This is a genomic window from Neglectibacter caecimuris (genome assembly GCF_034335015.1).
Lineage (GTDB): Bacteria > Bacillota > Clostridia > Oscillospirales > Acutalibacteraceae > Acutalibacter > Acutalibacter caecimuris_A.
In genome coordinates this window covers 197,806-223,675 of record NZ_JAWXXK010000001.1, presented here as the reverse complement: position 1 = coordinate 223,675, position 25,870 = coordinate 197,806, and the positions used below count along the sequence as shown (strand labels likewise).

Here is a 25,870-nt window from a genome sequence, read left to right as displayed (position 1 = left end):
GAGGGGTCGCTGTGCAGAATAGAACCAGAATCAAGCTTACAACATCCAGAATTATTTTCAATATCATTTCCTATCTATCTCTGACCTTTATCGCCTTACTGTGCCTGCTGCCGTTTATCATGCTGATTTCCGGTTCCTTTACTTCAGAGCAGGCGATCCGGTTTGAGGGCTACAGTATCTTTCCGCGGGAATTCACCACGGAAGCGTATGAAATGATTTTTAAGTATCCGGAAAAAATCCTTAAAGCCTACGGCGTTTCCATTTTTATTACGGTGATTGGTACGATAGCCGGCCTGTTTTTCCTGACCATGACGGCCTATGTTATCAGCCGAAAGGATTTCAAATACAGAAATGTGATCTCCTTCTACTTCTATTTCACAACTCTGTTTAACGGCGGTATGGTATGCACCTACATTTTCTATATCCAGTACCTTCACCTGAAGGATAATCTGCTGGCGCTGATCCTTCCGATGATGAATGTGTTCTACCTGCTGATCATGAGAAGCTTTATCGCCGCCATTCCGGTGGCGTTGATCGAATCGGCGAAGATCGACGGCGCGGGAGAATTCCGAATCTTTATCCAGATCATTCTGCCGCTCTTAAAGTCCGGGCTTGCGACCATTGGCCTTTTTATTGCGCTGGGCTATTGGAATGACTGGTACAATGCCATGCTGTATCTGAATTCGGAAGAGAAATATCCTCTGCAATACATGCTGTATAACATGCTGCAAAAGCAGGAGGCAATGGCGCAGATGGCCAGTCAGGTGGGAAGGCGCGTGGAAAACCTGCCTACCAGTGGCCTGAAGCTGGCCATGGCGGTGGTGGCTACCGGCCCCATTGTATTGCTGTATCCATTTGTACAGAAATATTTTGTCAAGGGAATTACGATCGGTTCCGTCAAAGGATAACCGACCTGTAAATAAAAATTTATCTGGAGGAAAATTCTATGAAAACCAAGCTAGTCAAAGCTGCGGCTCTGCTGTGCGCCCTTGCCATGATGCTGGGTGTTTTCGCAGGCTGTGGGAACCAGAATTCCGGCAGCAAAGCGCCGGAAAGCTCTGCCGCTGCCAGCACTCCCGAGTCTTCCAAGACACCGGAGTCCTCTGAAGTAGCGGACAATTCCAATGGGCTCGACACCTCCGAAGAGGTAGAGCTGACCCTCTATCTCATCGGCGACAGGCCCGCAAAGCAGGACGAGATCGAGGAGAACTACAATGCTCTCTTCAAGGAGAAGCTCAACTGCACCATTAAGACCAACTACCTGAGCTGGGCTGAGTACAGAAATAAGTACCCGCTGATCTTCTCCTCCGGAGAGGAGTTCGACATGGCGTATACCGCCAACTGGCTGAACTACTACTCTCTGGCGCAGAAGGGCGCTTTTAAGAGCCTGGACGAGCTGTGGCCCACCTATGCGCCCAACAATTTCTCCAAGCAGTCTGAAAGCGCAAAGCAGCAGGCCACGGTAGACGGCCACTACTATGCGATCCCCACGCTGTTCAGAACCTATAATATTTACGGCCCCATCTATCGTACTGACATTCTGGAGGGTACGGACTGGGATGGCAAAATGGAAAATCTGAACGATTACGAGACCTATCTTTCCTATGTGAAGGAAGCCGCTCCGGAAATGGAACCTGTGGCCATTGTTTCCGAGGGCTCTGAAATCGATGAGCTCTTCATGCAGGAGAGAGGCCTGTATCCGGTAAAGGGCGCCAACGGCGATTTCCTGTGGCTGGATCCTCAGGAGGCTGAGCCCAAGATCTTCACCTACTACGATTATGAGAAGACCCCTGAGTTCCTGGAGCTGGTAAATCGCTGGAACGAAGCAGGCTACTTCACAAAATCCGCTCTGTCCGATACCGATTCCGCCAAGGTGGAAAGCGGAAAGGCTGCCAGCCGTATTAAGAACGGCGGTACTTATGAGGGCGAGCACATGAAGCACCCTGAGTGGGGCTTCAAATTCGCAAACTTTATTGGAGATGTTTCCTACAGCTCCTTCATGCAGGACGGCTTGGCCATTTCCAACACCTCTAAGAATCCCGAGAGAGCCCTGGCTTGGTATGACCTGATCACTGGTGATGAGGAAGCCTTCCGCGCGTGGGACTACGGTATCGAGGGCACTTCCTATGAAGTGATCGACGGCCAGGTGAAAATGCTCAATACCGATGACTATGCCGAGTCCTCCCTGTGGGCGGCCCGCACCCCCGACTTCTTTCTGCCCGTATACGGCTCTCCCAGCGATCTGAGAGAGATGGAGAAGGCGAGCGACGCTAAGATCCAGGACGGCGTAGGCTGCCAGAAGTTCCGCGGCATGAACATCGATACCTCCAAGGTGGAAACCGAGTATGCCGCGTGCATCAACGCCCATCAGCAGTACTGGTGGCCCCTGGAGCTGGGCTACACCGACCCGGTAACAGGCCTGGAGGAGTACAAGCAGAAGATGCAGGCTGCCGGGATCGACAAAGTGATCGAGGAATTCCAGAGACAGCTGGACGAGTACCTGAAGCAGTAAGCACAGGCAGAGCTTTCTGTTCTGTCCGGGTGACGCGCATTGCGCGAGAGATCAAATACACGGAAATCATACGGTCTGTGAAGCTGCAGGTGAAAGCCTGTGGAAGGAAACAAAACCATGCAGCGTTTTGGCTGCATGGTTTTGTTATTCCGGGTTCAACGGGGAAATAGTGGACAGCTTAACCGGTTTGGAGAAGAGTCTTTTGGAATTTGTGGAAAACTTTGGAAGCATGTGATATGCTGAGCAGGGAAACACTAATTCTAAGTAATATCAAAAAAGGGACTCCTTTTCAAGCGAAGCTATCAGATCTTGTGAAAGCTTATACTTTTGCGGACGGGGGATTTGGAAAGGGGAGGCGCATGATACAACTGCTGCTTGTAGAGGACGAGGCCAAAACAAGGAATGGACTCTTAAATCATATTGACTGGAAAAATCTGGGGATAGATATGCTGCAAACAGCCCAAAGCGCGGAAGAAGCCCTGGAGCTTTGTGAAGAATATCAGCCGGATATCATTCTTTCCGATATCCGCATGAGAAAAATGAATGGGCTGGAGATGTGCTTTGCGCTGAGAGAAAAATATCCGCACTGTAAAATCATCATTATCAGCGGCTATGCGGATAAGGAATACCTGAAGGCGGCCATTGAGCTGGGGTCCATCAGCTATGTGGAAAAGCCCATTGATCTGGAAGAACTGGAGCATGCTATCAAGAAAACGGTAAAAGCTGTTTTAGAGGATCGAAATTCGATCCGAAACAATGAACGGCTGCTCCAAAACCAGGAATTCCTCAAAAAGGAAACCTTTTTGTCGCTGCTCAGGGCGCATAAGGCTGACGGTCCTTTGGAGCTTTCCGAATTGCTTTTGCGGGAGTACGAAAGCTATCGGGTCTGTGTGCTGCGGTTTTCCAAACCAGTGCTGCAAACAGTCTTAAAGAAAAAGGAGGTCCTTCAGCGCCTGAAGCCGGAAGAGCTTTCGCGGGCAGGCGGATTCCTTTACGGCGAATTTACAGATAACCGCCATATGGTGCTTCTTTTGTGCGGGGAAAGCTTACTGATCTCAGAAAAAAGTGAGATCGTCAAACGCCTGGAAGCAGTATGTGAAAAGCCCTGTGGGGAGTTGTCGGTTTTTCTGGCTTTGGGAGATCTTGTGGACACTCCCTGCCAAATTCACAGCTCCTACGAGCATGCCCGGGAAGCGGAGAAAGCCGTTTTTTACAAGGGTTATTCCCACCGGGAATCCTATTGTGAAAAAAAGGAAAAGAAGATCGTGCTGAACCAGGAGGATATGGGGAGCTTTAAGAGCTTTCTGATCCGGGGAGATCAGGAGGCCGCCCGGCGCCATATTCGGGAATTAAGTAAAACCCTTCGGGAAATGCAGGCGGAAGCTTCAGCGTATGTTTTGAGCATTTATTTTGAGCTGGAAAAGCTTCTGATCGCTGAGCAGGAAAGGCTTTCTCTGGAAAGCAGGGAAAAAAGAGAAGAAAAATATCAGGTGGAAATACAGGCTATCGAGGGAATGGATACCATCTCGGAAATTGAGGCACACCTGGTCTCACAAATCGAAGAGCTTTTCACCATGGCGCAGAAAGATCAAAGCAGCAGCCTTATGATCACACGGGTCATGCGGTATATCAACGAGCATTATCAGCAGAAGAATCTTTCCGTAAAACAGATCGCCGCCGAGCTCTACATTACACCCACGTATCTTTCCTCTCTGTTTAAGAGAAAAACCGGAAATACCCTTGGGGAGTATCTGACCAAAGTGCGAATGGAACGGTCCGTGCAGCTGCTTTCCGACCTGCGTTTGAAAACCTATGAGGTAGCGCTGGCGGTGGGCTATGAGGATCCCAACTATTTTGCGAAGGTCTTTAAGAAGGAGTACGGAATTGCGCCTTCAGAATATCGGGAAAGAAAGCTTGGGGCGGAATAATAGCATGCTTTTGCGGCGGAGAGGTGTGGGAACCATGAGAAAACTAAGAGCGCAGCTGGGCAAAATGATTCGCCGCTGTTCTATGTATATGAAGCTGACGATCTCCTTTTCCATTGCGATCATCAGCATATTGATGATCGTTATGATCGTGCTGAGTCATTTGGTCAATTACAATGATCGGGAAAAGATTTTATTTTCCGCAAACCAGTCCTTTGAACAGACGAATTCCTTTATCCAAAATTATCTGGATACCATGGTGTATGTATCGGATCAAATTTATTACAATCACGATGTGCAGGAGCTTTTGAAGCTGAACAGCTCCGGGGAAGAGCGGCAGCTTGGAGAGCAATACCGGGATTTTTTGCGCCTGGACAGTGTTTTGCGCACAGCAGAACTGGTGGAAACCATTTACATGGCCCGGCTTTTTGTGCCGGACAGATTGACCTATTCCAACAACATGCGGCATTTTGAAAAAGTGTCAGCGCTGGAAAACAGAGAAGATTACGGAGAGCTTCCAAGAAATGGAGATTACAGCTTCTTTACTGTTCCGGAAAAAATCATCATGCCGGGAACAAATTATGAGGTGGAGGTAGTTTCCCTGCTCCGGCTGATCCTTACAACAGACGGTACTATTCAGCCTATCGGCGTGGAGCAGATCGGGATCCAGACCTACAAGATAAAAAGTGTACTGGAAAAATCCAAAATCACAAAATCGGGTATTGTGTATCTGGTAAACAGCGAGGGGCAGCTTATCAGCTGCTCTGATGAAAACCACAGCCTGCTTCAGGAGCTGCGGCAAAAGAGCGGGACCCTTGATTTTTCAGCGAAGGGTTCCTGGAATGAGATCTCGCTGCTGGGAGACGGATATTATGTAAATAAAACTTATCTCGATACGGCAGACTGGTCTCTGATCGCGCTGATCCCCCAGGGAGAAATTTTGCAGCAGAGCAGGCAGCTGCAATCCATCATTTTTGTATTGACTCTTGTAGCGATCATTGCGGTATTCCTGGTTTCCAACAGGATCTCAAGATACTACACCAGCCGTTTATCTTATCTGACGGAGATGATGCGCAAAGTTCCAAACGGAACGCTGGAGCTTGACCTGGAAACAGAGGAGCTCGATGAGATCGGAGAACTGTTCCGCAGCTTTTCCAATATGACCCGGCAGCTGGATCTGCTGATGGAGGAAAAATATAAATCCGGCAAGGCGGTAAAGGCAGCCCAGCTGCAGGCGCTTCGGGCACAGATAAACCCCCACTTTTTGTATAACACCCTGGATTTGATCAACTGGGAGGCCATCGATCACAACGTGCCGGAGATCTCTCAAATTACAAAAAGCCTGTCCCGGTTTTACAGGATCAGCCTGAATAAAGGCATGGAAATTGTAACGATCGAGCAGGAGCTGAATCACGTTCAGGCTTATGTTACGATCCAAAATTATCATTTTGACGGCATGATCCGGCTGCATCTCGATGTTCCTGAAGAAATACGTCAATATTCCTGTATCAATATCATTATTCAGCCCATCGTGGAAAATTCCATCATTCACGGAATGGGGGAAACTCCGTGTGACCGGGAATATCCCATTTACATTTCTGCCTCTTTGGAAAACGGGGATATTGTGCTTACCGTTCGGGACGAGGGCATAGGAATGAGCGGTGAGCAGATCAAGGATATCCTGAATTCCAAATCCTCCCGGGACGCCGGCTATGGGATCAAAAATATCGACCTGCGCTTGAAGCTGAATTACGGCGAACAGTATGGGCTGAGCTATGAAAGCGAACTCGGAAAGGGTACCACCGCCAGGCTTCGGATCCCGGCCTGTAAGGAGGGAAAGGAGGAAAATTTTTCTTCCCAAAAGGAAGGCCCGGAAAACCCGTAGGTTTTTCCTTGAAATCACAGTTTTTCCCGGTTATTTTTTCCGGGGAATTGTGGTACTTTGAAGCTACTAAAAGAAAAGAGGGTGTCGTCATGGAGCAGAGCATACAGATGATCAAACACGCGGTGGAATTCACAGAGATTTATAAGCGCAACAGCGGCGATAAGTACCTGCGGGAAGCCAGATGTGTCGCTTACCAGCTGGAGCACATCCTGCAGCCTCTGGAGCCGGGGGACCGGCTGGCGGGGATGATGCGCCATGAACTGGTGGGATTTTCCTCGCAGTACGGCGGGATCTATACATACTATTTCCACGAGCCTGAGTTTTTGGCGGCCTTTCAGGACTGCAAGGAAGAGCTGGACGAGACGACCCGCAAAAAAGCGGAAGTCGCGCTGGAATTCTGGAAGCTGGAAAACACTAGAAAAAAGGTGACGGATCGTTTTATCCACCGATACGGCTTTGAAATGGGCTACAGCTTTCACAGCGCCGGGTTCGCAAACTGCGATTGCCGGGTAGCCGGAACCAATGTGGATTTTCAAAAGCTGATCCGCCTGGGCTTGGACGGCCTGGACGAGGAAATAGACCGCTGCGCCGCGGAAAAGGAAAACGGCGGTTTTTATCAGGCGCTGCACCTTTGGGTGGACGCCGTGAGAAATGCCTGTGCAAGATACGCCTGGGAAGCGAGAGCCCTTTCCGAAACGGGAACAGAGGAGCAGCAGGCCAGATTTCAGAAGCTTTCTCAGGCGCTGGAAAACATTCAGCACAAGGCGCCGGCAACCTTTTTGGAAGGCCTGCAGCTGATGTGGGTCTACTCCGTGTGCAGCGACCTGATGAACTACGGCCGTATGGACGACTATCTGGGAGACCTGTACGCCGAGGATCTTCAGGAGGGAAGGCTTACCGAGGAAGAGGGTGTTCAGCTGATCCTGGGCCTCTATCAGCATTTCAGAACTATCGATAAAATGCACGACTGCCGGGTGATCATCGGCGGGCTTGGCCGACATGCTCCCGACCATGCCGATCAGCTGGCCATGGCGTTTATGGAGGCCTCCAGAAGATTTAAGGAAACCGTTCCCCAGCTTACCCTGCGGTATCATGTGGGAATGAGCGAGGAGGTTCTCAGGAAAGCTCTTCAGGTCAATGCGGAGGGCTGTACCTTCCCCATTCTGTATTCCGATGAGACCAACGTTCCGGCGGTGGAAAAGCTGTACGGGGTAACGAGAGAGGAAGCGGAGCAATATGTGCCCTTTGGGTGTGGGGAATACGTTCTTGTGGGGCAAAGCACCGGCACGCCCAACAACGGCGTGAATCTCCTGAAGGCTCTGGAAATCCTGCTGCACCGCGGCTATGATAAATTCTTTGAGGTGACCGTGGAAAAGGAGCTGCCGGAGCTTCGGGAGTACAGCTCCTTCGAAGAGCTGTACCGGGCGCTGTTTTCCATGATGGAGCCCACGCTTCAAAGGCTGGCGGTACATAAATTTCTAAACTATCGGGTGGCGGGAGAAGAGGCGGGCTATCTCCACCTGAGCCTTTTGATGGACGATTGCCTGAAGCGGGGCAAGGGGCTTTTGGAAGGCGGCGTGCGTTATTTGAACGCGGCAAGCGAGGTCTTCGGGATCATCAGCGCGGCGGACAGCCTGACGGCTATCAAAAAGCTGGTGTTTGAGGAAAAGCGCCTGACTTTAGAAGAGTTGGTAGCCATTTTAGACGCAGATTTCGAAGGGTACGAAACAGAGCGCAAGTGGATGCAGGCAGCGCCCAAATACGGCAACGACCTGGAGGAAGCGGATCAAATGGCGGTGCGCCTCTTCAACGATATTGCCGCGCTGACCAGCAGCTGCGGGGAAAAGGCAGGGCTGAACCGGTATCATATCGTCAGCGTCAACAACTCTATGAGCGCGGAATGGGGCTATTACTGTGAAGCCTCCGCCTGCGGCCGGAAGCGCGGCGAGGCAATCTCCAACGGAAACGGTCCCTCCATCTCGGCGGATAAAAACGGCATTACGGCCCTGCTGAATTCCATGGCAAAATTCCCCGCGGAAAACCACGCGGGCGTCATCAACAATCTGCGGCTGACCAAGGAGCTGTTTGCCTCTTCTTTTGAAAAGGTCAAGTTCCTGGTGCAGACCTTTTTGGAAAACAACGGCGTACAGCTGAATCTCTGCGCGGTGGGGAAAGAAGACCTGGAAAACGCCATGAAGCATCCGGAACAGTACCAGAACCTGATCGTGCGTATCGGCGGGTTCAGCGCGCGGTTTGTTACGCTGGAGCCCTCCGTCCAGCGGGAGATCCTGACCAGAACCACCTACGAAGGGTAACGCCATGAAGGGGATCGTGTTAAATATTCAAAGATTCTGCACCCAGGACGGCCCCGGCATTCGGAGCACGGTATTCCTGAAGGGCTGTAACCTGCGGTGCCGGTGGTGCCACAATCCCGAAAGCTTTCAAATTGCTCCTCAGTTGGGGTATTCCAGCCGCAAATGCATCGGCTGCGGGGCCTGCGCGGCTGTGTGCCCCCAGGGGGTCCACCGGGTCTCACCGGAAAAAGGGCACGAGATCGATTTCTCAGCATGTATCGCCTGCGGAAGCTGTGTGGAGGCCTGTCCGGCGGAGGCCCTGAGCACGTTCGGAAGCTCCATGGAGGCGGAGGAGGTGCTTGCGGAGCTCAGAAAGGACCGAAAGTTTTACGAGCGCTCCCAGGGTGGGATCACCTTTTCCGGCGGCGAAGCCACCGTGCAGTTTGAATTTTTACTGGAGTTGCTGGAGCTTTGCAAACAGGAGGGTTTTTCCACTGCCCTGGAAACCAACGGCGCTTTTTCCCTGGAACGGGCGGAAAAGTTGTGCGGGCTGGTCGATCTGTTTCTGCTGGACTACAAGCTGGGGCCTTCCGGGGATCAAAAGAAATGGCTGGGGGGAAACGGCCTCGATATCCGTCCCCTTTTGGAATACCTGCGTCAAAACGGGAAGCCCGTCATTTTGCGCTGCCCGATCATTCCGGGGGTCAATAATACGGAAGAGCATTTTTCCCAGATCCGCGCCCTGCGGCGGGAGTTTTCCAATATCGGGCAGGCGGAGATCATGGCGTACCACGATATCGGAAAAGGCAAGTGGAGCGAGATCGGGCTGAAATACCGGCTGGGAGACCTCAAAACAGTCCCGGCGGTGCAAAAAGCAAGCTGGGAGTCCAAGATCGGAGAGGAATAAAGCTATCAACTGAAAACAGCCTGACTTTCTCGGAAAGGAAAGTCAGGCTGTTTGAGATTTTAGCTGATTCAAAATTTGTAATCAATGCCGCTTTGCTTCAAAACAGCATTTGCGGTATGGCGGGATTTTATTTTTGTGTCCACGGTAACGTGACGATTAGTAATAGGACTGTACCATATATCATGGTCTCCCTTACCTCTGCGAACAAATTTACAATGATTTTCCCGAAGAATATCCCGCACTTTTTTCTCATACTCAGCCATTTATCGTGATCCTTTCCCGGCGTTCTGATAAAAAACGTAAAGAAAGCGGTTTTTCGTCGGGGTGGTTCAGTTCAATAAGCTCCGGCGCGGCAAAGCGCACCCGCTCTAAAAGTGCATCGAACGAACCAGATTCCATTACTAAACCGGGTATATCCTGGCTTGTGGCAATCCATACCCCTGCTTCTTCATCCCATGACAGCTTTACAATATACTCCATAAACAAGCCTCCTTTTACTTATTATATAGCATTTTTTCTTTTTGAAAATCAATAGATTTAGAAATTTGGAAAAGGTCTATATCTGATCCTGCCAATCAGCAAATAATGCTCAGGTATTCGTCCAGACGCTGCTCTTCCAGGGCGGCAATGATCTCGATGAAGGGCTGCAGGTCGTGGTGTACGGCATAGGTGTCCAGCGCTTCGTAGTATTCCAGGCGGTTTTCCTTTGCAATAGAAACAGGCAGAAAATCAGCGGCCATAAGCTGGTAATTCATGATCATGCGAGAGGCTCTGCCGTTTCCGTCTGAAAACGGGTGAATACGTACAAATTCTGCATGTGTCCAGGCGGCAGACTTTATGGCGCTTCGGTTTGCTTTTTGAGAAAGAGCGGCAAAAAAATCTTTGATCTGCCAGTACATTTCGCTGGGAGGAGACGGTTTGTGGCTGGCGCCGGAAATCCGAACTTCCATATTCCTGTAAATGCCGCCTGCCTGAATATTTTCCATCAGCCGCGCATGAATTTCCTTGACGATGGGTTCGCTCAAGGAACTGCCCTCTGCAATGCGTTCTTTTACATAGGAGAACGCACGGGCATGATTTGTAATCTCGTAAATTTCCCGCAGAGTTTTGCCGGCTACGGACAGGCCGTCTTCCAAGAGGGCCTTGGTCTCAATAAGTGTTAAGGTGTTTCCCTCAATGGCAGTGGAATTGTGGGTGTATTCAATATCAAAGGCCAAATTGAATTTCCCTATCACATCACTTGGAATATGGCGCAGCATCTCCTGAAGCCGATTCCTTTTTTCGCAAAGCCGCTGATAGTCCAAATGCTCCGCCTCCCTTCGGATATCTCCTTGTTTCGTGGAAAAATTGCTTTTTATGATCGATTGCCGAAAGTGGTCTTAACTTTTCAAAAGATGGCATAGAATACGGTGAAAAATGAAGAGTGAATAGTGAAAAAGTAAAAATCGACAAGTTCCCTGGGAAACTTGCCGATTTTTGGTGACCCATCGGGGATTTGAACCCCGGACACCCTGATTAAAAGTCAGGTGCTCTGCCAACTGAGCTAATGAGTCAGATCGGCTGTCCGCCGGGCAGGTGGACAGCTTTCTTATTATAGCAAGGAAAAACCTGGCTGTCAACCAGAAATTCTTGCGGCCGGGATTCCGCTTTTTAGCGGGCGGTGAAATGCTTTACAAGGCTTTCGCCGTCCTCCGGCCAGCGCCCGGAGGCGGGGCTCAGGTTTATTCCGGCGTGCATCAGCAGGGCTCCGGAATAGGTTTCCCCGGTTTCCTCATCGGTATACCGCTTTTCCGGGTCAAGGCCCCGCAGGCATTTATGCTGGAACAAGTTTTCCGGTCTGCGCATGACCACACGGGTAAACAGAACCTCGGTTTTATCCGGGCTCACAAATTCCCAGTCGCAGAGGAAGGGATCCTCCGTGGGGGCGGTAAGGCGGTAAAAATCGCCGTAGCGGATCAGCTCGTAATACTTGTGGTATTCTGCCACCTGCTTCTTGACGGTCTCCTTTTCCTGGGCGGTCAGCTTCCGGGGGTCCAGCTCGTAGCCAAAGGTGCCGCACATGGCCACATTGCCCCGGGTGGTGATATCGGTTCTGGGGTTGGCGGACACGTGAGCGCCGATGGAAGCGATGGGGTAGCAGAGGGAAGCGCCAAACTGAATGGTCAACCGCTCAATGGGGTCGGTGTTGTCGCTGGCCCAGATCTGGGGGGAATAGTACAGCATGCCCGCGTCAAAGCGGCCGCCGCCGGAGGAGCAGTTTTCCAGCAGAATATGGGGGAAAGCGGTGGTGACCCGATCCATCAGGTCGTACACGCCCAGCACATAGCGGTGGAAAAATTCTCCCTGCCGCTCGGGGGGCAGGGCCAGGCTTGCCGCCTCGGAAATGTGGCGGTTGCAGTCCCATTTGATATAGGCGATATTGGCTTTGGAGATCACCTCGTACATCTGCTGGAAAATGTAGTCCCGCACGTCCTCACGGGTCATATCCAGCACGCACTGGTATCGGGAAAGGGACTTTTCCCGGCCGGGGGCGCAGATGGCCCAATCGGGGTGGGCCCGGTACAGGTCGCTGTCTGGGTTTATCATTTCCGGCTCATACCAGATGCCGAATTGAACGCCCAGGGCGTTGACCCGGTCTGTAAGCTCCTTTAAGGTGCCGCCCAGCTTTTCCTCGTTGACGGACCAGTCTCCCAGGGCCCGATGATCGTCAAAGCGGTTTCCGAACCAGCCGTCGTCCATGACCAGCAGCTCAATGCCCAGCTCTTTGGCTTCCTTGGCGAATTCTACCAGCTTATCGCCGTCAAAATCGAAAAAGGCGGCCTCCCAGCTGTTGATAAGCAGAGGACGCTTCTTTTTCGTCCATTCACTGCGCATCAAATGGTCCAGGTAGAAATGGTGGAAGGTGCGGCTCATGCCGCCCAGCCCGTTTTCGGAATACACCAGCACCGCTTCCGGGGAAACAAAGCTTTCTCCCGGCTCCAGCCGCCAGCGGAAGCCCTCGGGGTTCACGCCCGCCAGCACCCGGGGACAGCCCCTGGTATCCACCTCCACGTCCAAGGAAAAATTGCCGCTGTAGATCAAATTGATCCCGTAAGCGTTTCCGGTTTCCTCCGTGGCGCTGTGGTCGATCAGGGCCAGGAAGGGGTTGTGGTTCGGCCCGGTCATGCCCCGCTTGGAGCGGATCGCCTGAATGCCGTGCTGCAAAGGGTGGCGCACGGTGGTGTTTTCCTTGGCCCATTTGCCGTACATGTGTACCGCGTCCAGCTCCATGCCGGGCAGCTCCAGACAGGCGCTGGAAACCTGCTCCAGCTCTACCGGGAAAGAGCCGCCGTTTTCCACCCGCACACTGCGGGCCATGGCGCCGTACCCCTCGAATACGGTGTACAGCAGGAACACCTTTACCCCGGTAACGGCGTCTATTGTCTCAATTTCCAGAGTCTCCGCCTCGTCCTCCCTGGCGAAGGTGGCGGGCAGGCCGGGAAGCCCGGGCTTTCCTTTAACGATCTTATGGGAAACATACCGCGCGTCGGTGACCGTGTTGCCGTCCTTCCCCTGAACGGAAAGGGCGGAAATGCGGAAATCTCCCGCGCCGCTGCCGGGATATTCCATGGGGGTGATATCGGCGGAAAACAGGGGATCCTTCACACCGTGGGCATAGGGACTGAGAGAATCGAACCAGCCCCGGTACATCAGGTGCTTCAAATTGGTATCCGGCAGTTTTGCGCCGTAGTACAGATGCACCAGATAGCCCTGGTCATACACCAGAAAGGCATAGGTGGAGGTTTTGGAATCCAGCTTAAAAATTTTTGTTTTTTCGTCAAAACTGATAGGCATAAAACGCCTCCATATCCAAAATAATTACGGCACCATTCTAACACAGGAAAAACAGAGGAACAAGGCCTTTTGGAAAAGAAGCGTGTTTTTTGATAGAAAAGACCGGTTTCTTTCTCCTCGCTTACTTTTCGTTTCCTGAACCGCTCTATATGGACAGAGAAAAGGGAGAAGGGTACGGCATGGGAAAGCGGAGGAGAAAAAGCAGAAGAAGGAATCATTTTGGAAAATGGATTCTGGCTCTGACCGGCATCGCAATGGCGGTGGTCCTGTTTTCCGCTCAGCTCCTATTTCCGGAGGAGGCCGCCCCACCTCCCGCGCACCGGGAGCCGTCTGCGCCGCCCAGGGAAGAGAGCGGCGAGGAAGCGCTCCAAATACGCCTCCAGGAGCTGGAAGCCCGGTTCCCTTCGGGAAGCTACTGGAATCATTGCGGACACGAGCTGTCCCCCGGAGAAGAGAGCTGGAGCATTGTAACGGAAATTCCCTGTGACCATGAGGCCTTGGGAAAAGAATACTGCAATTCCTACCGGGGCGCCACAGACGAGTTTTTCCCCTTTTATGACGGCAGCCAGTGCCTGGGCTTCAGCAGCATGCTCAGCGACCAGCTTTTCGGGGCGGACGCGCCCGTCTCTATGCACCGCAGCTACGAAAGGCTCCGGCCCGGCGACCAGATCCGCCTGACGGTGGAAAACCACTCCATGCTGGTGATCGGAAAAAGCGAAGCCGGCGTCGCCGTGGCGGAGGTCAACGCGGACTATAACACCTGTCAGATCAGCTGGGGCAGAGAGCTCAGCCGGGAGACCCTGGAGAACTATGGAGAAGAGATCGAGTATTTTACCAGGTATTCCGATGACGGCGAAGCAGTTTTCCTGATCGACAGCGCGGAAGGGAACGATACGAACGGGTCTGTTGAGCTATAGGAGCTCCCGGCAGAAAAAGGGCAATGAGAAATTAGAAATGAACAATGAGGAATGAAGGGCAATGACAGAGCGATAAATGATAGTTTGTCTCCTTTAGGCTCCCCTTACCGTGTAAGGGGAGCTGTCAGCCAAAGGCTGACTAAGGGGATTGGAAGCCAGCGATTTTATACAGCTTTCTGCGCAAGCCCGATCCCTTCCACCGCCGTTCGGCGGTCCCCCTCCCCTTGTAAACAAGGGGAGGCTAAGGGCAAATAAATCCCAATTTATCGAACTCCGCCCCTAAAATTGCTCATTGCTCATTCCTAACTGCTCATTATTTCTGCTTCTATTTTTCAAAATAAGAGCGGGCGTATTCCTTGTCTCCGGTCAGGGCGGAAAGCAGCAGCTTGTAGATGCCTTCGGGGTTTTGGTAAAAATTTTGCTCAATGAGCTTTGCCTGGTTTTTGTCCGGCGCGTAGAGGGAAATTTCCATCAGATCCAGAGCGCCGCCGGAAATATGGCAGGTCACGTGAAAGCCGTTTTCCGTTTCCGCAAGCTCTACCCGGTTTTCCCGGCGAGCCTTGCTGTCCGCCATCAGCCGCAGGGCGGCCTCTAGCGCCTTATCCCGCACGGAAAGGGGCAGGGTGGCGTCCAGGCTTTGGGCAATCTCCCGCCCGGCGGGGGTCACGGTGTAAAGGCCCTCCTCGTCCTGCCGGAGGTTTCCCTGCCGAAGCAGGGCCGCTAAAGCGTCTCCCACCTCAAAATAATTTGCCAGGGCTTTTTCCTGTACGATTTGAGAAATGCTTTCGCCGGAAAGGGGCCCGTTTACGCTGTTCAAAATATAGCACAGCAAAATACGGATATCGTTCTGATTCCAAAGGCCGCCCGGCTCCACGCCGCCGGTAAAGGCGTTCGATTCCATAGGCTTTCTCCCTTCTTGGAGCTTGTACCGGTGGTGCAAGCTTTTTATTCCGTGTAGACCTTCGCAAGCCCGCCCTCGCTGGTTTCCCGGTACTTGCTGAACAGATCCCGGCCGGTTTCGTACATGGTTCTCACCACCATGTCAAAGCTGATCTTTCGGGTATAGGTGAGGAAATTCGCCAGGCTCAGGGCATTGATGGCCCGCATGGCCGCCACGGCGTTGCGCTCAATGCAGGGGATCTGCACCAGGCCGCCGATGGGGTCACAGGTCAGGCCCAGGTGGTGCTCCATAGCCACCTCCGCCGCGTATTCGATCTGATCCAGCTCCATGCCGAACAGCTCCGCCAGCCCGGCGGAGGCCATGGAGCAGGCGCTGCCGATCTCCGCCTGGCAGCCGCATTCCGCCCCGGAAATGGAGGCGTTGGTTTTGATGATGTTGCCGATGATCCCGGCGGCGGCCAGCGCGTGAAGGATCTCCGTGTCGGAAAAGCCGTGCCGCTCCTGTTCGTAAAGCATTACGGCGGGCAGTACGCCGCAGGCCCCGCAGGTGGGGGCGGTGACAATGGTGCCGCCGCCCGCGTTTTCCTCGCTGACAGCATAGGCGTAGGCGCACACCACCCGGTTTTCCCGGGTTTCCGCGCTTTCGTCAATGTGGCGCTGGCGGAAGAGAAATTTAGCCTTCCGCTGTACGTTCAGCCCGCCCCGCAGAACACCCTCGGCCTCCAGGCCGTTTCTGGCGGCGGCCTTCATGCAGTCCCAAACCTCTGCAAGATAGTCCCACAGCTCCGGGCCCTCGCGCTCTTCGGCGAACTGCCACAGCCTCAACTTTTTTTCCTGGCAGTAGGCCTTCACCTCCGCAAAGGTGTTCAGGGGGTAAATATCCTGCGGGGCCTCCGAGCCTCGTCCCTCGATCTCGATTTTTCCGCCGCCTACGCTGTACACCCGCCAGGAGCCCAGGCTTGTCCCGTTCTGAAAAGCCTCCAGCTCCATGGTGTTGGGGTGCTTCAGCTCCGTGACCTCCGTGTTGAAGAGCACCCCGGCATAGAGCGGCGCGAAAGCGTCCTTGACGGCCACATCGGTCAAGTGCCCTCGTCCGGTTTTGGCCAGGGAGCCGTACAGCGTGGCCTGAAAGCTGTCCGCCTGGGGAAAGGCCTTCCGAAACAGGGCGGCGGCGTGAGACGGCCCCATGGTGTGAGAACTGGAGGGTCCCCTGCCGATTCGATACAATTCCTTTAGTGATTCCATAGCTTCTCTCCAAAAGCAAGGTTGTTTGTAAGGCCTTGGCCTCTATGGCTTTAGTATGCCCGCTTCCCACAAGAAAGTCAAGGGGAGAAACAGCCCATTGAAAAGAATCAGCCCAGCCGGTAGCTGACAAAGGCGAGCCGCTTCCCGCAGGGGGACCAGCTGTTGACGTTTAAGGTGCCCTGTCCGCCGAACAGGCTGCACAGCACCGTGTCCTCCGTGCCGTCCGGATCCATGAGATGGATCTCCACGTTTTGATTGGCAGGGTGGTCTCCGGGTTCCACATCTCCCTTGTGATAGGCGATATAGGCTACTTTTGTACCATCGGGGGAAAGATGGGGGAACCAGCAGTTCAGATCCTCATGAAAGGTGACCCGGGTTTGGACGCTGCCGTCCGGGGTCATGCGCCATATCTGCATCAGCCCGGTGCGCACGGAATTAAACCAGATCTGTCTGCCGTCCGGGGAATACTCCGGGCCATCGTTCAGGCCGGGGGCGTCGGTAAGCCGCCGCTCCTCGCCGCCCTCCACGGGAATGGTGTAAATATCGAATTCGCCATTTCGCTCCGCGCAGTAGGCCAGGGTGCTTCCGTCAGGCGACCAGCCGTGCAGATAGCTGGGAGAAGCCTCTGTGACCGGGCGAAGCTCCCTGCCGGACAGGGGCATCACATAGATCCTGGAGCGCCAGTTTCCGGCAGTTCCCTGGCTGATGCCCACGAATTTTCCATCGGGAGAAAGCACATGATCGTTGTTGCAGTAATCGGCAAGTCCCTCTCCAATGCGGACGCTTTCCCCTGTAGCAAGGTCGAAAAGCCACAGCCCGCCGCCGGCGTTGTACAGAAGCTTTTTACCGTCCGGCAGCCAGTTGGGGGCTTCGATCAGGTGATCGAATTCCCGCAGGACCGTGCGGATGCCGGTGGAAATTTCCACGGTCTCTAAGATGGAAGTGACTTTTTGCTCCATGAAAAAGATCCCCTTATAGAAAAATGATATTGTACAAAGCTTCGCGCAAAAGGCGCTTCAGAGGCTTATGGGAACGGTTTCCCCGTTGATGATCAGCCCGTACTTTCCGCTTTTCAGAGCTTCCACCAGCTCTTTTCCCGTGGGAACCGGAGTTTTGAAGGCAAGGCCCGTCCTGCCGATGGAGGGACCGTTTGCCCGGTGCTCGTCGCCGCCGGAGGTGGGAAGAAGACCGTGTTTTTTCGCGAATTTGGCAGCCTTTTTGTTTTCTTCCTCACTGTTGTAAAAATTAAAGATTTCCACGCCGTCCAAAAACTGAGGCTGGGGCTTTACCGCCATGTTGATGTAGTCCCGGTCCCGGAAAGGGTGGGCCATGGAAAGAAACCCGCCCGCCCTGTGGACCAGATCGGCGTATTCCTCTAAGGGGAGCAGGTGCAGGCCGGGATTTTCCAGCAGAAAGGGCAGGTCGATTCCATAGGTGAGAACTTCCTTGCCGTCTCCATAGTGGTGCTCCAAGCCGAACAGCACGGAAAAGCCCCGGGCGGCGCCCCACGCTGCGGCGGCCTCATAGGCGGCATAATAGCGCCGCATTTTTTCCTCCCAGGGCAGGGTACGGTCCACAGCGGAATTTCCCCGCAGGAAATGATCGGTCAGCACCATGCCCGCATAGCCCGCACGAAAATAGGCCTCCGCCATCTCCTGGGGAGAGCTTCTCGCACAGGCGCTGCACCAGCAGCAGTGACAATGTGTCTCATAACGATAGGGGTAACGCTCTGAAAGTTCCTTCATACACAAGCATCCTTTTCTATGGCCGTCGTCTAAACGCCCTTCTCTAACAACTAACAACTGACGGCTAACTACTATTTCACTACATTATTGGCCCAAATGCCCGAGCGGATCATCAGCCCGCCGATCACGACCTTGATAATATCCGCGCACTGTACGCAAAAGAACACGCCCACCACGGAAAGGCTGGTAAAGGTACAGGTCAGGTAGGCGATGGGCAGGCAGACCACCCAGGTAAACACGCAGTCAAAGAGAAAGGTGATAAAGGTCTTTCCCCCGGAGCGAATGGTAAAGTAGCAGCCGTTGATGTAAGACATCAGGGGCATAAAAGCGCCCACTATCATCAGCAGCCGGGTGGCGGTTTCCCGCACGGCAGGCTCGGTGTTGTAAATATAGGGGATAAAGGGGGAGGTGCCAATGATGATCAGTCCCACGCCCAGGTTGGCGATCACTGTAAGAAACAGCAGTTTCCGCACGGCGTCCTTGGCCCCCTCAATATCGTTGGCGCCCAAAAGCTGCCCGGAAAGAATGCCCACGGCGTTTCCCGAGGCCATGATCAAAATGGAAAACAGGTTGTACACAGTAGATTCAATATTCGCGGCGGCCACCGCGGTAAGGCCCCGGGTGGCATAACACACCTGGATCGCCGCCATACCCATGGCCCACAGGGCTTCATTCAGCAGCAGCGGCGTGCCGGTTACGGCAATGCGCTTGACCAGGGGCAAGGGCACCCGGAAGCTGCGAAAGGCTCCTACCAGGAAAGGAAATTTGTGCTTGTGGCGGTAGGTGCGCACAATGAGATAAAAAGCCTCCAGATACCGGGCGATCACAGTGGCCAGGGCCGCACCCGCTACCCCCATTTTGGGGAAACCAAAGCTGCCGAAGATCAAAAGATAATTCAAAACCAGGTTGACGGAAATGGCGATCACGCTGGCGATCATGGGAGAAACAGTCTCCCCGGCGTCCCGCAGAACGCTGGAGAAGCACTGCACCGCCACAAAGGGGAGCAGGCCCCACAGGATCACGTTCATATAGCTTTTTGCATAGCCCAGGGTCGCCGCGATATCCGCCGCGCTGGAGGCCTCTTTGTTGAGGTACAACCCGAACAGCTGCTCCCCGAACAGAAAAAACACGCCGATCCCCAAAAGCAGCACCACAAAGGCAAACAAAACGCGGAAGCGGAAGGTGTCCCGCACGCCCTTCTGATCACCCTTGCCGAAAAACTGCGCGCCGAAAATGGACGCGCCGGACAGGCCGCCGAAGATGGTAAGGTTAAAAATAAAGACGATCTGGTTGACAATGGCAACGCCGGACATGGGCGCGGTGCCCAGCCGGCCTACCATCACGTTATCCAGCAGGTTTACGAACTGGGTAATGCCCTGCTGCACGATCATGGGCAGCACAAGCTGCATCACCGTGGCGTAAAAGGCCTTATCCCCTATGTATTTTTTCCGAAATTGGGACATCAAAAAGAATTCCTCCTCAAAATGAAACAAAAAAGCTTATAAAATGCCGGAAAGACTTTCCCCGAAGGGCTCCTCCGGGGGGCAGAGCTCAGTGATCAATTCTCCATAGTCCGAAATGCAGCGGCTGGAAAGGGTTCGGATCCCATCGGCGGTCTCCTCAGGGCAGTCCCCGGTTACGGAAATGCCGTCCACCACAGCCACTGTGGAAAACCCGGCGTTTTTCGCGGTGCGCAGGGCATAGGCGGAATCCTCAAAAACCACGCTTTCCCGGGGGGACGCGCCGAAGCTGTTCGCGCAGTGAAGAAAAACATCGGGATGCTCTTTGCTTTTTCCTACCTCCGTGCAGGTGGTAAGAAAATCTACATAGGGCAGAATACCGGCGCGCTCCAGTGCGGCCCTTACCCCATCTGCATGAGAGGCGGTAGCGACTGCTGTTTTAATGCCGTTTTCGTGAAGCAGGCGCACAAATTCCGCCGCGTGAGGCTTTGGGCCTACCCGGTCGCAATAGCCCCGGTAGGCCCAGGCCGCCAGTTCCTCCATGATCTGCGGAACAGTTCCGGAAGCGCCCAGGTTCCGGTAATATTCCGCGCACTGCTCTATGCTCAGGCGGTTCAGAGTACAGTGCAGCCCCTCCGGCGCCCGGATCCCCTTGCTGGCGGCGTATTCATAAGTAATATCCCGCCACATGGGCATGGAATCGATCAACGTGCCGTCCGCGTCAAAAATAGCGCATCGAATCATAGAAAGGCCCCCTTCCCTTATTCCAAAACAGGCAAAAACCGAGCGTGTCGAAAAAGATTTTCGCCCCGCACAAACCTATTGGAAAAATCATAGATTTTTCCAATAGGTTGCGATTAAAATGAGAGAGAGGGGTCTCGCCTGTCGGTTTGGGTGCTGGACGTGCCCCAGTGGGGCACGTCCAGCACCGACCGAGTTGACAAACGAGAACGGAGCTTGGCGGTCTTCGCCGGAGACCAGCGCCCCTGATGGTCCCCTCTCACACTCTTCCCCCTTCCGTTTCTGATGGTAAGAGGGTTTATCGACAGTCTGAACCAAATTATTATAAAGTATAGCACATGCGGCGCTTGTATTTCAATCCTTTGGCTTTGAAGATTTTATTGGTTTCTTTGACACGTCAAATGATTGAGAAAAAGCCAAAAGGCGGGACGCTTCACAAAGGCAAAACCCGCTATGGTCCTGGCTTGCTTTTTCACAGCAAAAATGAGTATAATAGAAAAAACGGACAACAACGCGTTTCTTTGCCGGGGACAAGCGCTGAAAAGAGGTGCTTCTTCTATGAAAAAGCTTTGGTTCTGCTTGGTTTCTGTTCTTCTTGCCGGAGTTCTTGTGTTCAGCCCCGCTTCGGCGGTATTTTCGCCCCACCCATTTCGGGACGTGAAGGAAAAGGACTGGTTTTCCGGGGCGGTGGCCTATACCTATCAGCAGGGGCTTTTTCACGGTGTTTCGGCGGACCGGTTTGAGCCCAACGGCGTTGTGACCCGGGCCATGGTGGTCACGGTGCTGGCGAATCTATCCGGTGTGAAAGGGGAGGAAGCCTCTGAACAGCATTTTCTGGACGTGCCTCTCGACCGGTGGTACGCTTCCTCCGTGGAGTGGGCGGCGCGGTATGCCATTGTTTCCGGCGTGGGGGGCTTTCTGTTTCAGCCCAACGCCCCCGCCACCAGGGAGCAGATCGCGGCGATCCTGTACCGTTACGCATGCTGTACCGGAAATGATGTTTCCGCAGCGGCCCAGGCCCCCTCTTTCCGGGATTATTCCCAGGTTTCCCATTATGCCAGGGAGGCGATGGACTGGGCCGTTGGCAAGGGGATCCTGCACGGGGAATCCGCCGCCGTGCTGAACCCCCGGGGGATCGCCACCCGGGCGCAGCTGGCCCAGATCCTTTACAGCGCCCGAAATGTGCTGTGCAAAAAAACGATCCAAACAGAGCCGGTTTCTCTTCCGCTGCCCTCCAAAATCGACCGCCTCCTGTCGGGCATGACGCTGGAGGAAAAGGTGGGCCAGCTCTTTTTGCCCCGTTGTCCCGGCAGCGGCGCGGCGGCTCTGACAAAGAGCCTTCAGCCGGCGGGCTATACTCTGTACGCCAGGGACTTTCAGGGGAAAACCAAGGCAGAGGTGCAGGCCATGGCCCGGAGCCTGCAGGAGTCCGCGAAAACTCCGCTTTTGATCGCCGTCGATGAAGAGGGCGGCACGGTGGTGCGCGTCAGCTCCAATCCCAAGCTTGCCTCCGCTCCCTTTGCCTCTCCTCAGGAGATCTACCAAAAAGGCGGGCTCGAGGGGATCCGCGCTGATACGGAAGCGAAGGCCGGGCTGCTGCTGGAGCTTGGCATCAACCTGAACCTTGCCCCGGTGTGCGATGTGTCCACCGATCCCGGGGATTATATGTACAGCCGCACAATAGGTGTTCCTGCCAGTGAGACCGCCGGGGTGATCGGCGCTATGGTGGAAACCATGGAGGAAAAGAACCTTTCCGGGGCGCTGAAGCATTTCCCTGGCTATGGCGGCAATTTGAACACCCATACGGGGATCTCCGTGGATAACAGGCCCTATGAGCAGTTTCAGAAGGAGGATTTCCTGCCCTTTGCGGCCGGGATCAGGGCCGGGGCCCCTAGCGTTCTGGTCTCCCACAATATCGTAACAGCCATGGATCCCCAGAAGCCCGCCTCTCTCTCGAAGCCCGTTCACGAGCTTCTGCGTGAAGAGCTTTCCTTTACAGGGGTCATTATGACAGACGACCTTTCCATGGACGCCATCAAGCTCTACACCGGCGGCCAGTCTCCTGCCGTTGCGGCGTTCCTGGCGGGAAACGACCTGCTTTTGACCTCCGATTGGAGCGAAGATTACCAAGCCCTGCTCACGGCGGCAAAAAACGGAGCGGTGCCCCAAAAGCGCGTGGAAGAATCCGTCCGCCGAATCTTAGAATGGAAGGAAACGAAGGGGCTGCTGTAAGAAAAAAGTTCCGCTCTGGCAGGCATTGACAATTTTTTCCTCAGAAAATAACGGAACCCGTGCTTTTCCCCATCATACCGGCTTACCCAGCCGCATACATATAGAACACCAAAAAGGGGTGTTCTATATGGCAAATAATGTGATCGACGACAGAGCCACAAGGTTAGGGGAATTCATTGTAGAAAACAAGGCCACTGTCCGCCGGGCGGCAAAGCAGTTCGGCGTCAGCAAAAGCACGGTACATAAGGACGTTTCCCAGCGGTTAAAATATATCGACAGCGGCCTGTACCGGGATGTGAAAAACGTGCTGGCGGTCAATAAGGCCCAGCGCCATATTCGGGGCGGCCTTGCCACCAAGCGGAAGTATGAGGCGAAAAAGTAGACGGTATCATTAAAAAAGCAGCCCAGGGGGCTGCTTTTTTATGTCGGGAGAAGGTTTATTTGCGGACAGGAATTCTGTCTTTCAGAACTTGAGCCTTTTTTCGAAGCTCTTGCCAGGTAGAGCGGATCCCCTCCGGGAGAGCCAGCATTCCCCATGCCGCCAGCAGAATAAAGATGGGGAACTGATGGAAGCGGTAGCGGGCGCCGGCTTCGAAGAGAAGCTGGAAGGCGGTAAGGCCCATTACGGTCAGGCGGAGAACGGTAACGGTTTTGTTCCGGTAGCCTTCCCGGCAGAAAAACAGGGGCAGCACCCAAAACAGGAAAAGAAGAACCCACAGGGCCTGCAGAAGCTGCATGTAGACGGAAAAGCCCTGGCCGCCCTGGCAGAAGGTTTGCTGCAGCGCCTTGCTCAAAGGATCTTCATTCAGAAAGGGAGTGCGGATCCACATATCCATGTAGACGCTGTGGAAAATATGGCGGCCCTTTTCCAGAAGGAACCTGCCATAGCCCACGATCCCCAAGTCGGAAAGGCGCTCGCCAGTTACCCGCAGGTTGTAGGCGATCTTTTCCTCCTTGGTGGAGAAACTGGTGGTGGCGGCATAATCCTCTTCGCTGATAAAGCCGCCGGTGCCGGGATTCAGGCCCATCATCAGATAATGGGTGAAGGGCGTTTCCTTTTCCGCCCGCAGCTCATCAGTCAGCACATGGCGGGTCAGGCCCCGCATACAGGCGTTCAGCGCGGCGGTGCAAAGCGCCAGCGCCAGAAGGAAGCAGAGAAAGCGCCGGCCCAAAAGCAGAAGCCGCTTTTTATCGATCCGATGGAAGAAAAGCTCCGTAAGGCCGATGGCAATGGCAAGAATGATCGTTTGTGGCTTTATTTTATAGCCCACGGCGGCGGTGAGGCCCATCAGGGCCGCGGTCAAACAGGCGAAGACTTCCTTTTTGGGACAGTACAGGTATAGAAACAGCAGAAATACGGGGAAAAGCATGCCAAAGGTATCGGAATAAGGGTTCACAATGCCATAATGCAGGATCACCAGGGGAATACTGAACAGAAAGGTCAAAAAAGCGGCCTTGTTTCCCAGCATTTTCCGGGCACACAAGCAGGCGAGCAGAATGGAAAGGTCTACCGCTATCACGCTGCACCCGGTAAGCACCGCCATGAAATTGGTGATCCCCAGCGCGCCGGAAATTTTGATGACCGCCGCGAAGGCCAGGGCCAGGAAGAGATTGTTGGGAAACCGGGCAAAATATTCCTGGCAGCCCCCTAAGGTCCGTTCCCAGGCCATGCCCCGGGCCGCCACGTACAAATAGTTGAAGTCATAGGCGATGTTGCCGTAAAGAGCCTTCGCCAGCCGGAGCTGAAAGGCCAGCAGAAGCCCGCAGCCGCAGATGATGCAAGCGTATTGCAGGCGCTTCGGCAGAGTCAGCGCGTCGATGCCCTTGGAGGCGCACCACAGGCCCATGGCGGCCAGGGGCAGGAAAAAGCACAGCAGCGGCAGCATTTCTCCGGTATCCGCAAAGCAGTAAAACAGCATGGGAAGGAAGAAAAGCCCCAAAAGCGTACCCAGGAGCACGCTTAAAACAAGAAAGACTTTTGTGGGTTTTTCAGTTTCCTTCGCGGCATTTTGAGCCGCCAGTACCTTTTCCATAGGCTCCTTCCCCCCTTTTCCTGAAAATTAGTATAATATGGGAATGGGGAAAGGTCAAGAGGTGGGGGAGTATTGAAAAGAAAGGCCTTTTATGGTATTCTGACCAATAGAAAAAGAGAAGTTTTTTGAGAAAGGAACTTACGGCGGCTATGAAACGAAATTTGGAAACGACTGGAAAAGCAGAACCGGCGGAAGCGGAGAAAAAGCCCATGTCCTGGAAAAAGGAGCTATGTGGCCTTCTTTGCCTGCTTCTGGCGCTGGCGTTGTTCTGCGCCGTCATAGTGCCGGTGCTGACGCCCAAGCGCCACGATTACGGCGCGGTGTGGGGCATGTACCGGCAGGAGCCGGAAAATTCCGTGGACACGCTGTTTTTCGGTTCTTCCCTGGCCTACTGTGATATCATTCCCTCTGTGCTCTATGAGGAAACGGGCGTTTCCTCCTTTGTAATGGCAGGGCCTACCCAGCCCATGCCCGTTACCTACCGCTATTTACGGGAGGCCTGCAAAACCCAGTCTCCCAAAACGGTGTTTATTGAAGTGACCGGCCTTGTTTTGAAGCGGGACCGTTCCTTAAAGACAAATCTGACCTTCCTGCCCTGGGGAGCAGAGCGGCTGAGCCTGATCTTTGAGGAGACCCGGGGCAGCGACCGCACGGGCCTGCTGTTTCCCCTGTATGCCTATCACGACCGCTGGGACAAGCTTTCCCTTCAGGACGTAAAGGAAGGGCTTTTGGGATATGAGGCCGATCCTCTGGCGGGCTATACGTTTCTGGACGAGGCCATGCCCATTGAGGGGCTTTCCCTGCGGAAGGTGGAGGTAACGCCGGAGGAATACGAGCGGGACGCGGCCTCTCTCGAAAAGATTGTGGAATTCTGTAAGGAGCAGGGGATACGGCCCGTATTTTTCCTTTCCCCGCTGCCCCAGCGGCTTGACGGGCAGTGGCTTCACAGGATCACGGAGGATCTGGAGGCCCTGGGCATGGAGCTGGTGGATTTCAACGAGGACTTTGACGAAATGGGCTTTACCCTTTCCACGGATTTTTACGACCCCAGGCATTTGAACTACCGGGGCGCGGAAAAATTTTCCCGGTATCTGGCGGAAAGGCTTCCGGAATGGGGTGTTTCTCCCGCCGGAAACGGGGACGACGCCCTTTGGCGGCAGCGGGCGGCGCGGTTTGACGAGCTGCGGAAGGAAGCGGACAGCAAGCCCGTCCGGCTGAATCCGGCAAAGGAGTGAGGAAC

At 53.9% G+C, this 25,870-nt stretch carries 21 protein-coding genes and 1 tRNA gene; 10 read left to right on the top strand and 12 right to left on the bottom strand.

Annotated features, from left to right (window positions below):
• Positions 1-11 precede the first annotated feature (11 nt).
• The 6 genes from U8T64_RS01030 (at position 12) to U8T64_RS01005 (ending at position 9,523) form a co-directional block, all read left to right on the top strand.
• Complete coding sequence (locus tag U8T64_RS01030; protein ID WP_322180086.1) at positions 12-908, top strand: carbohydrate ABC transporter permease; 897 nt, start codon at positions 12-14, stop codon at positions 906-908.
• Between the two features lie 38 nt (positions 909-946).
• Complete coding sequence (locus U8T64_RS01025) at positions 947-2,512, top strand: ABC transporter substrate-binding protein (RefSeq protein ID WP_322180084.1); 1,566 nt, start codon at positions 947-949, stop codon at positions 2,510-2,512.
• Positions 2,513-2,871: 359 nt separating this feature from the next.
• Positions 2,872-4,440, top strand: coding sequence for a response regulator (locus U8T64_RS01020; RefSeq protein WP_322180082.1), 1,569 nt, complete (start codon positions 2,872-2,874; stop codon positions 4,438-4,440).
• 34 nt (positions 4,441-4,474) lie between these two features.
• Positions 4,475-6,322 carry a cache domain-containing sensor histidine kinase gene (locus U8T64_RS01015; protein ID WP_322180079.1) on the top strand — a complete coding sequence of 616 codons (1,848 nt, stop codon included), beginning with the start codon at positions 4,475-4,477 and terminating at the stop codon, positions 6,320-6,322.
• Positions 6,323-6,411: 89 nt separating this feature from the next.
• Positions 6,412-8,637 (top strand): pyruvate formate lyase family protein, encoded by a 2,226-nt coding sequence (locus U8T64_RS01010; protein ID WP_322180077.1) that lies wholly within the window; start codon positions 6,412-6,414, stop codon positions 8,635-8,637.
• Between the two features lie 4 nt (positions 8,638-8,641).
• On the top strand, positions 8,642-9,523 hold the full coding sequence (locus U8T64_RS01005) for a glycyl-radical enzyme activating protein (protein WP_322180075.1): 882 nt from the start codon (positions 8,642-8,644) through the stop codon (positions 9,521-9,523).
• Positions 9,524-9,591: 68 nt separating this feature from the next.
• Here the strand turns inward: U8T64_RS01005 and U8T64_RS01000 are convergent, their stop codons facing one another.
• The 5 genes from U8T64_RS01000 to U8T64_RS00980 form a co-directional block, all read right to left on the bottom strand.
• Positions 9,592-9,786 carry a type II toxin-antitoxin system HicA family toxin gene (locus tag U8T64_RS01000; RefSeq protein ID WP_322180073.1) on the bottom strand — a complete coding sequence of 65 codons (195 nt, stop codon included), beginning with the start codon at positions 9,784-9,786 and terminating at the stop codon, positions 9,592-9,594.
• Positions 9,779-10,003, bottom strand: coding sequence for a DUF1902 domain-containing protein (locus U8T64_RS00995; RefSeq protein WP_322180071.1), 225 nt, complete (start codon positions 10,001-10,003; stop codon positions 9,779-9,781). The genes U8T64_RS01000 and U8T64_RS00995 overlap by 8 nt, the downstream gene beginning before the upstream one ends.
• Positions 10,004-10,098: 95 nt before the next feature.
• Complete coding sequence (locus U8T64_RS00990) at positions 10,099-10,827, bottom strand: Fic family protein (RefSeq protein ID WP_367575385.1); 729 nt, start codon at positions 10,825-10,827, stop codon at positions 10,099-10,101.
• Positions 10,828-11,000: 173 nt separating this feature from the next.
• Positions 11,001-11,076, bottom strand: a tRNA-Lys gene (locus U8T64_RS00985).
• A 97-nt stretch (positions 11,077-11,173) separates the two neighbouring features.
• A complete protein-coding gene (locus tag U8T64_RS00980; RefSeq protein ID WP_322180069.1) occupies positions 11,174-13,357 on the bottom strand; it encodes an alpha-galactosidase in 2,184 nt (727 codons plus the stop codon).
• 179 nt (positions 13,358-13,536) lie between these two features.
• Between U8T64_RS00980 and U8T64_RS00975 the strand changes: the two genes are divergently transcribed.
• Positions 13,537-14,274 (top strand): hypothetical protein, encoded by a 738-nt coding sequence (locus U8T64_RS00975; protein ID WP_322180067.1) that lies wholly within the window; start codon positions 13,537-13,539, stop codon positions 14,272-14,274.
• A 325-nt stretch (positions 14,275-14,599) separates the two neighbouring features.
• Here the strand turns inward: U8T64_RS00975 and U8T64_RS00970 are convergent, their stop codons facing one another.
• The 6 genes from U8T64_RS00970 to U8T64_RS00945 form a co-directional block, all read right to left on the bottom strand.
• A complete protein-coding gene (locus U8T64_RS00970; protein ID WP_322180064.1) occupies positions 14,600-15,175 on the bottom strand; it encodes a DUF4364 family protein in 576 nt (191 codons plus the stop codon).
• Positions 15,176-15,219: 44 nt separating this feature from the next.
• On the bottom strand, positions 15,220-16,419 hold the full coding sequence (locus U8T64_RS00965; protein WP_322180062.1) for an L-serine ammonia-lyase: 1,200 nt from the start codon (positions 16,417-16,419) through the stop codon (positions 15,220-15,222).
• A 107-nt stretch (positions 16,420-16,526) separates the two neighbouring features.
• Positions 16,527-17,378, bottom strand: a complete 852-nt coding sequence (locus U8T64_RS00960) for a TolB family protein (RefSeq protein ID WP_322180060.1) — start codon at positions 17,376-17,378, stop codon at positions 16,527-16,529.
• Positions 17,379-17,435: 57 nt separating this feature from the next.
• Positions 17,436-18,164: a PHP domain-containing protein gene (locus U8T64_RS00955; protein ID WP_322180058.1), complete on the bottom strand. Its 729-nt coding sequence runs from the start codon at positions 18,162-18,164 to the stop codon at positions 17,436-17,438.
• Between the two features lie 71 nt (positions 18,165-18,235).
• A complete protein-coding gene (locus tag U8T64_RS00950; protein ID WP_322180057.1) occupies positions 18,236-19,627 on the bottom strand; it encodes an MATE family efflux transporter in 1,392 nt (463 codons plus the stop codon).
• A 36-nt stretch (positions 19,628-19,663) separates the two neighbouring features.
• Entirely contained in the window at positions 19,664-20,368 is a 705-nt protein-coding gene (locus U8T64_RS00945) for an HAD family hydrolase (RefSeq protein WP_322180055.1), read from the bottom strand.
• A gap of 555 nt (positions 20,369-20,923) precedes the next feature.
• Here U8T64_RS00945 and U8T64_RS00940 point away from each other — a divergent pair.
• The gene (locus U8T64_RS00940; protein ID WP_322180053.1) at positions 20,924-22,597 is read left to right on the top strand and encodes a glycoside hydrolase family 3 N-terminal domain-containing protein; all 1,674 of its coding nucleotides are present in this window, start codon (positions 20,924-20,926) and stop codon (positions 22,595-22,597) included.
• Between the two features lie 127 nt (positions 22,598-22,724).
• The gene (locus tag U8T64_RS00935; RefSeq protein ID WP_322180051.1) at positions 22,725-22,979 is read left to right on the top strand and encodes a sporulation transcriptional regulator SpoIIID; all 255 of its coding nucleotides are present in this window, start codon (positions 22,725-22,727) and stop codon (positions 22,977-22,979) included.
• A 55-nt stretch (positions 22,980-23,034) separates the two neighbouring features.
• Here U8T64_RS00935 and U8T64_RS00930 read toward each other — a convergent pair whose 3' ends face one another.
• Positions 23,035-24,630: a glycosyltransferase-like membrane protein gene (locus tag U8T64_RS00930; RefSeq protein WP_322180049.1), complete on the bottom strand. Its 1,596-nt coding sequence runs from the start codon at positions 24,628-24,630 to the stop codon at positions 23,035-23,037.
• 149 nt (positions 24,631-24,779) lie between these two features.
• On the opposite strand from U8T64_RS00930, the gene U8T64_RS00925 reads away from it, so the two are divergent.
• Positions 24,780-25,865 (top strand): LB_356 family protein, encoded by a 1,086-nt coding sequence (locus U8T64_RS00925; RefSeq protein ID WP_322180047.1) that lies wholly within the window; start codon positions 24,780-24,782, stop codon positions 25,863-25,865.
• Positions 25,866-25,870: the final 5 nt, after the last annotated feature.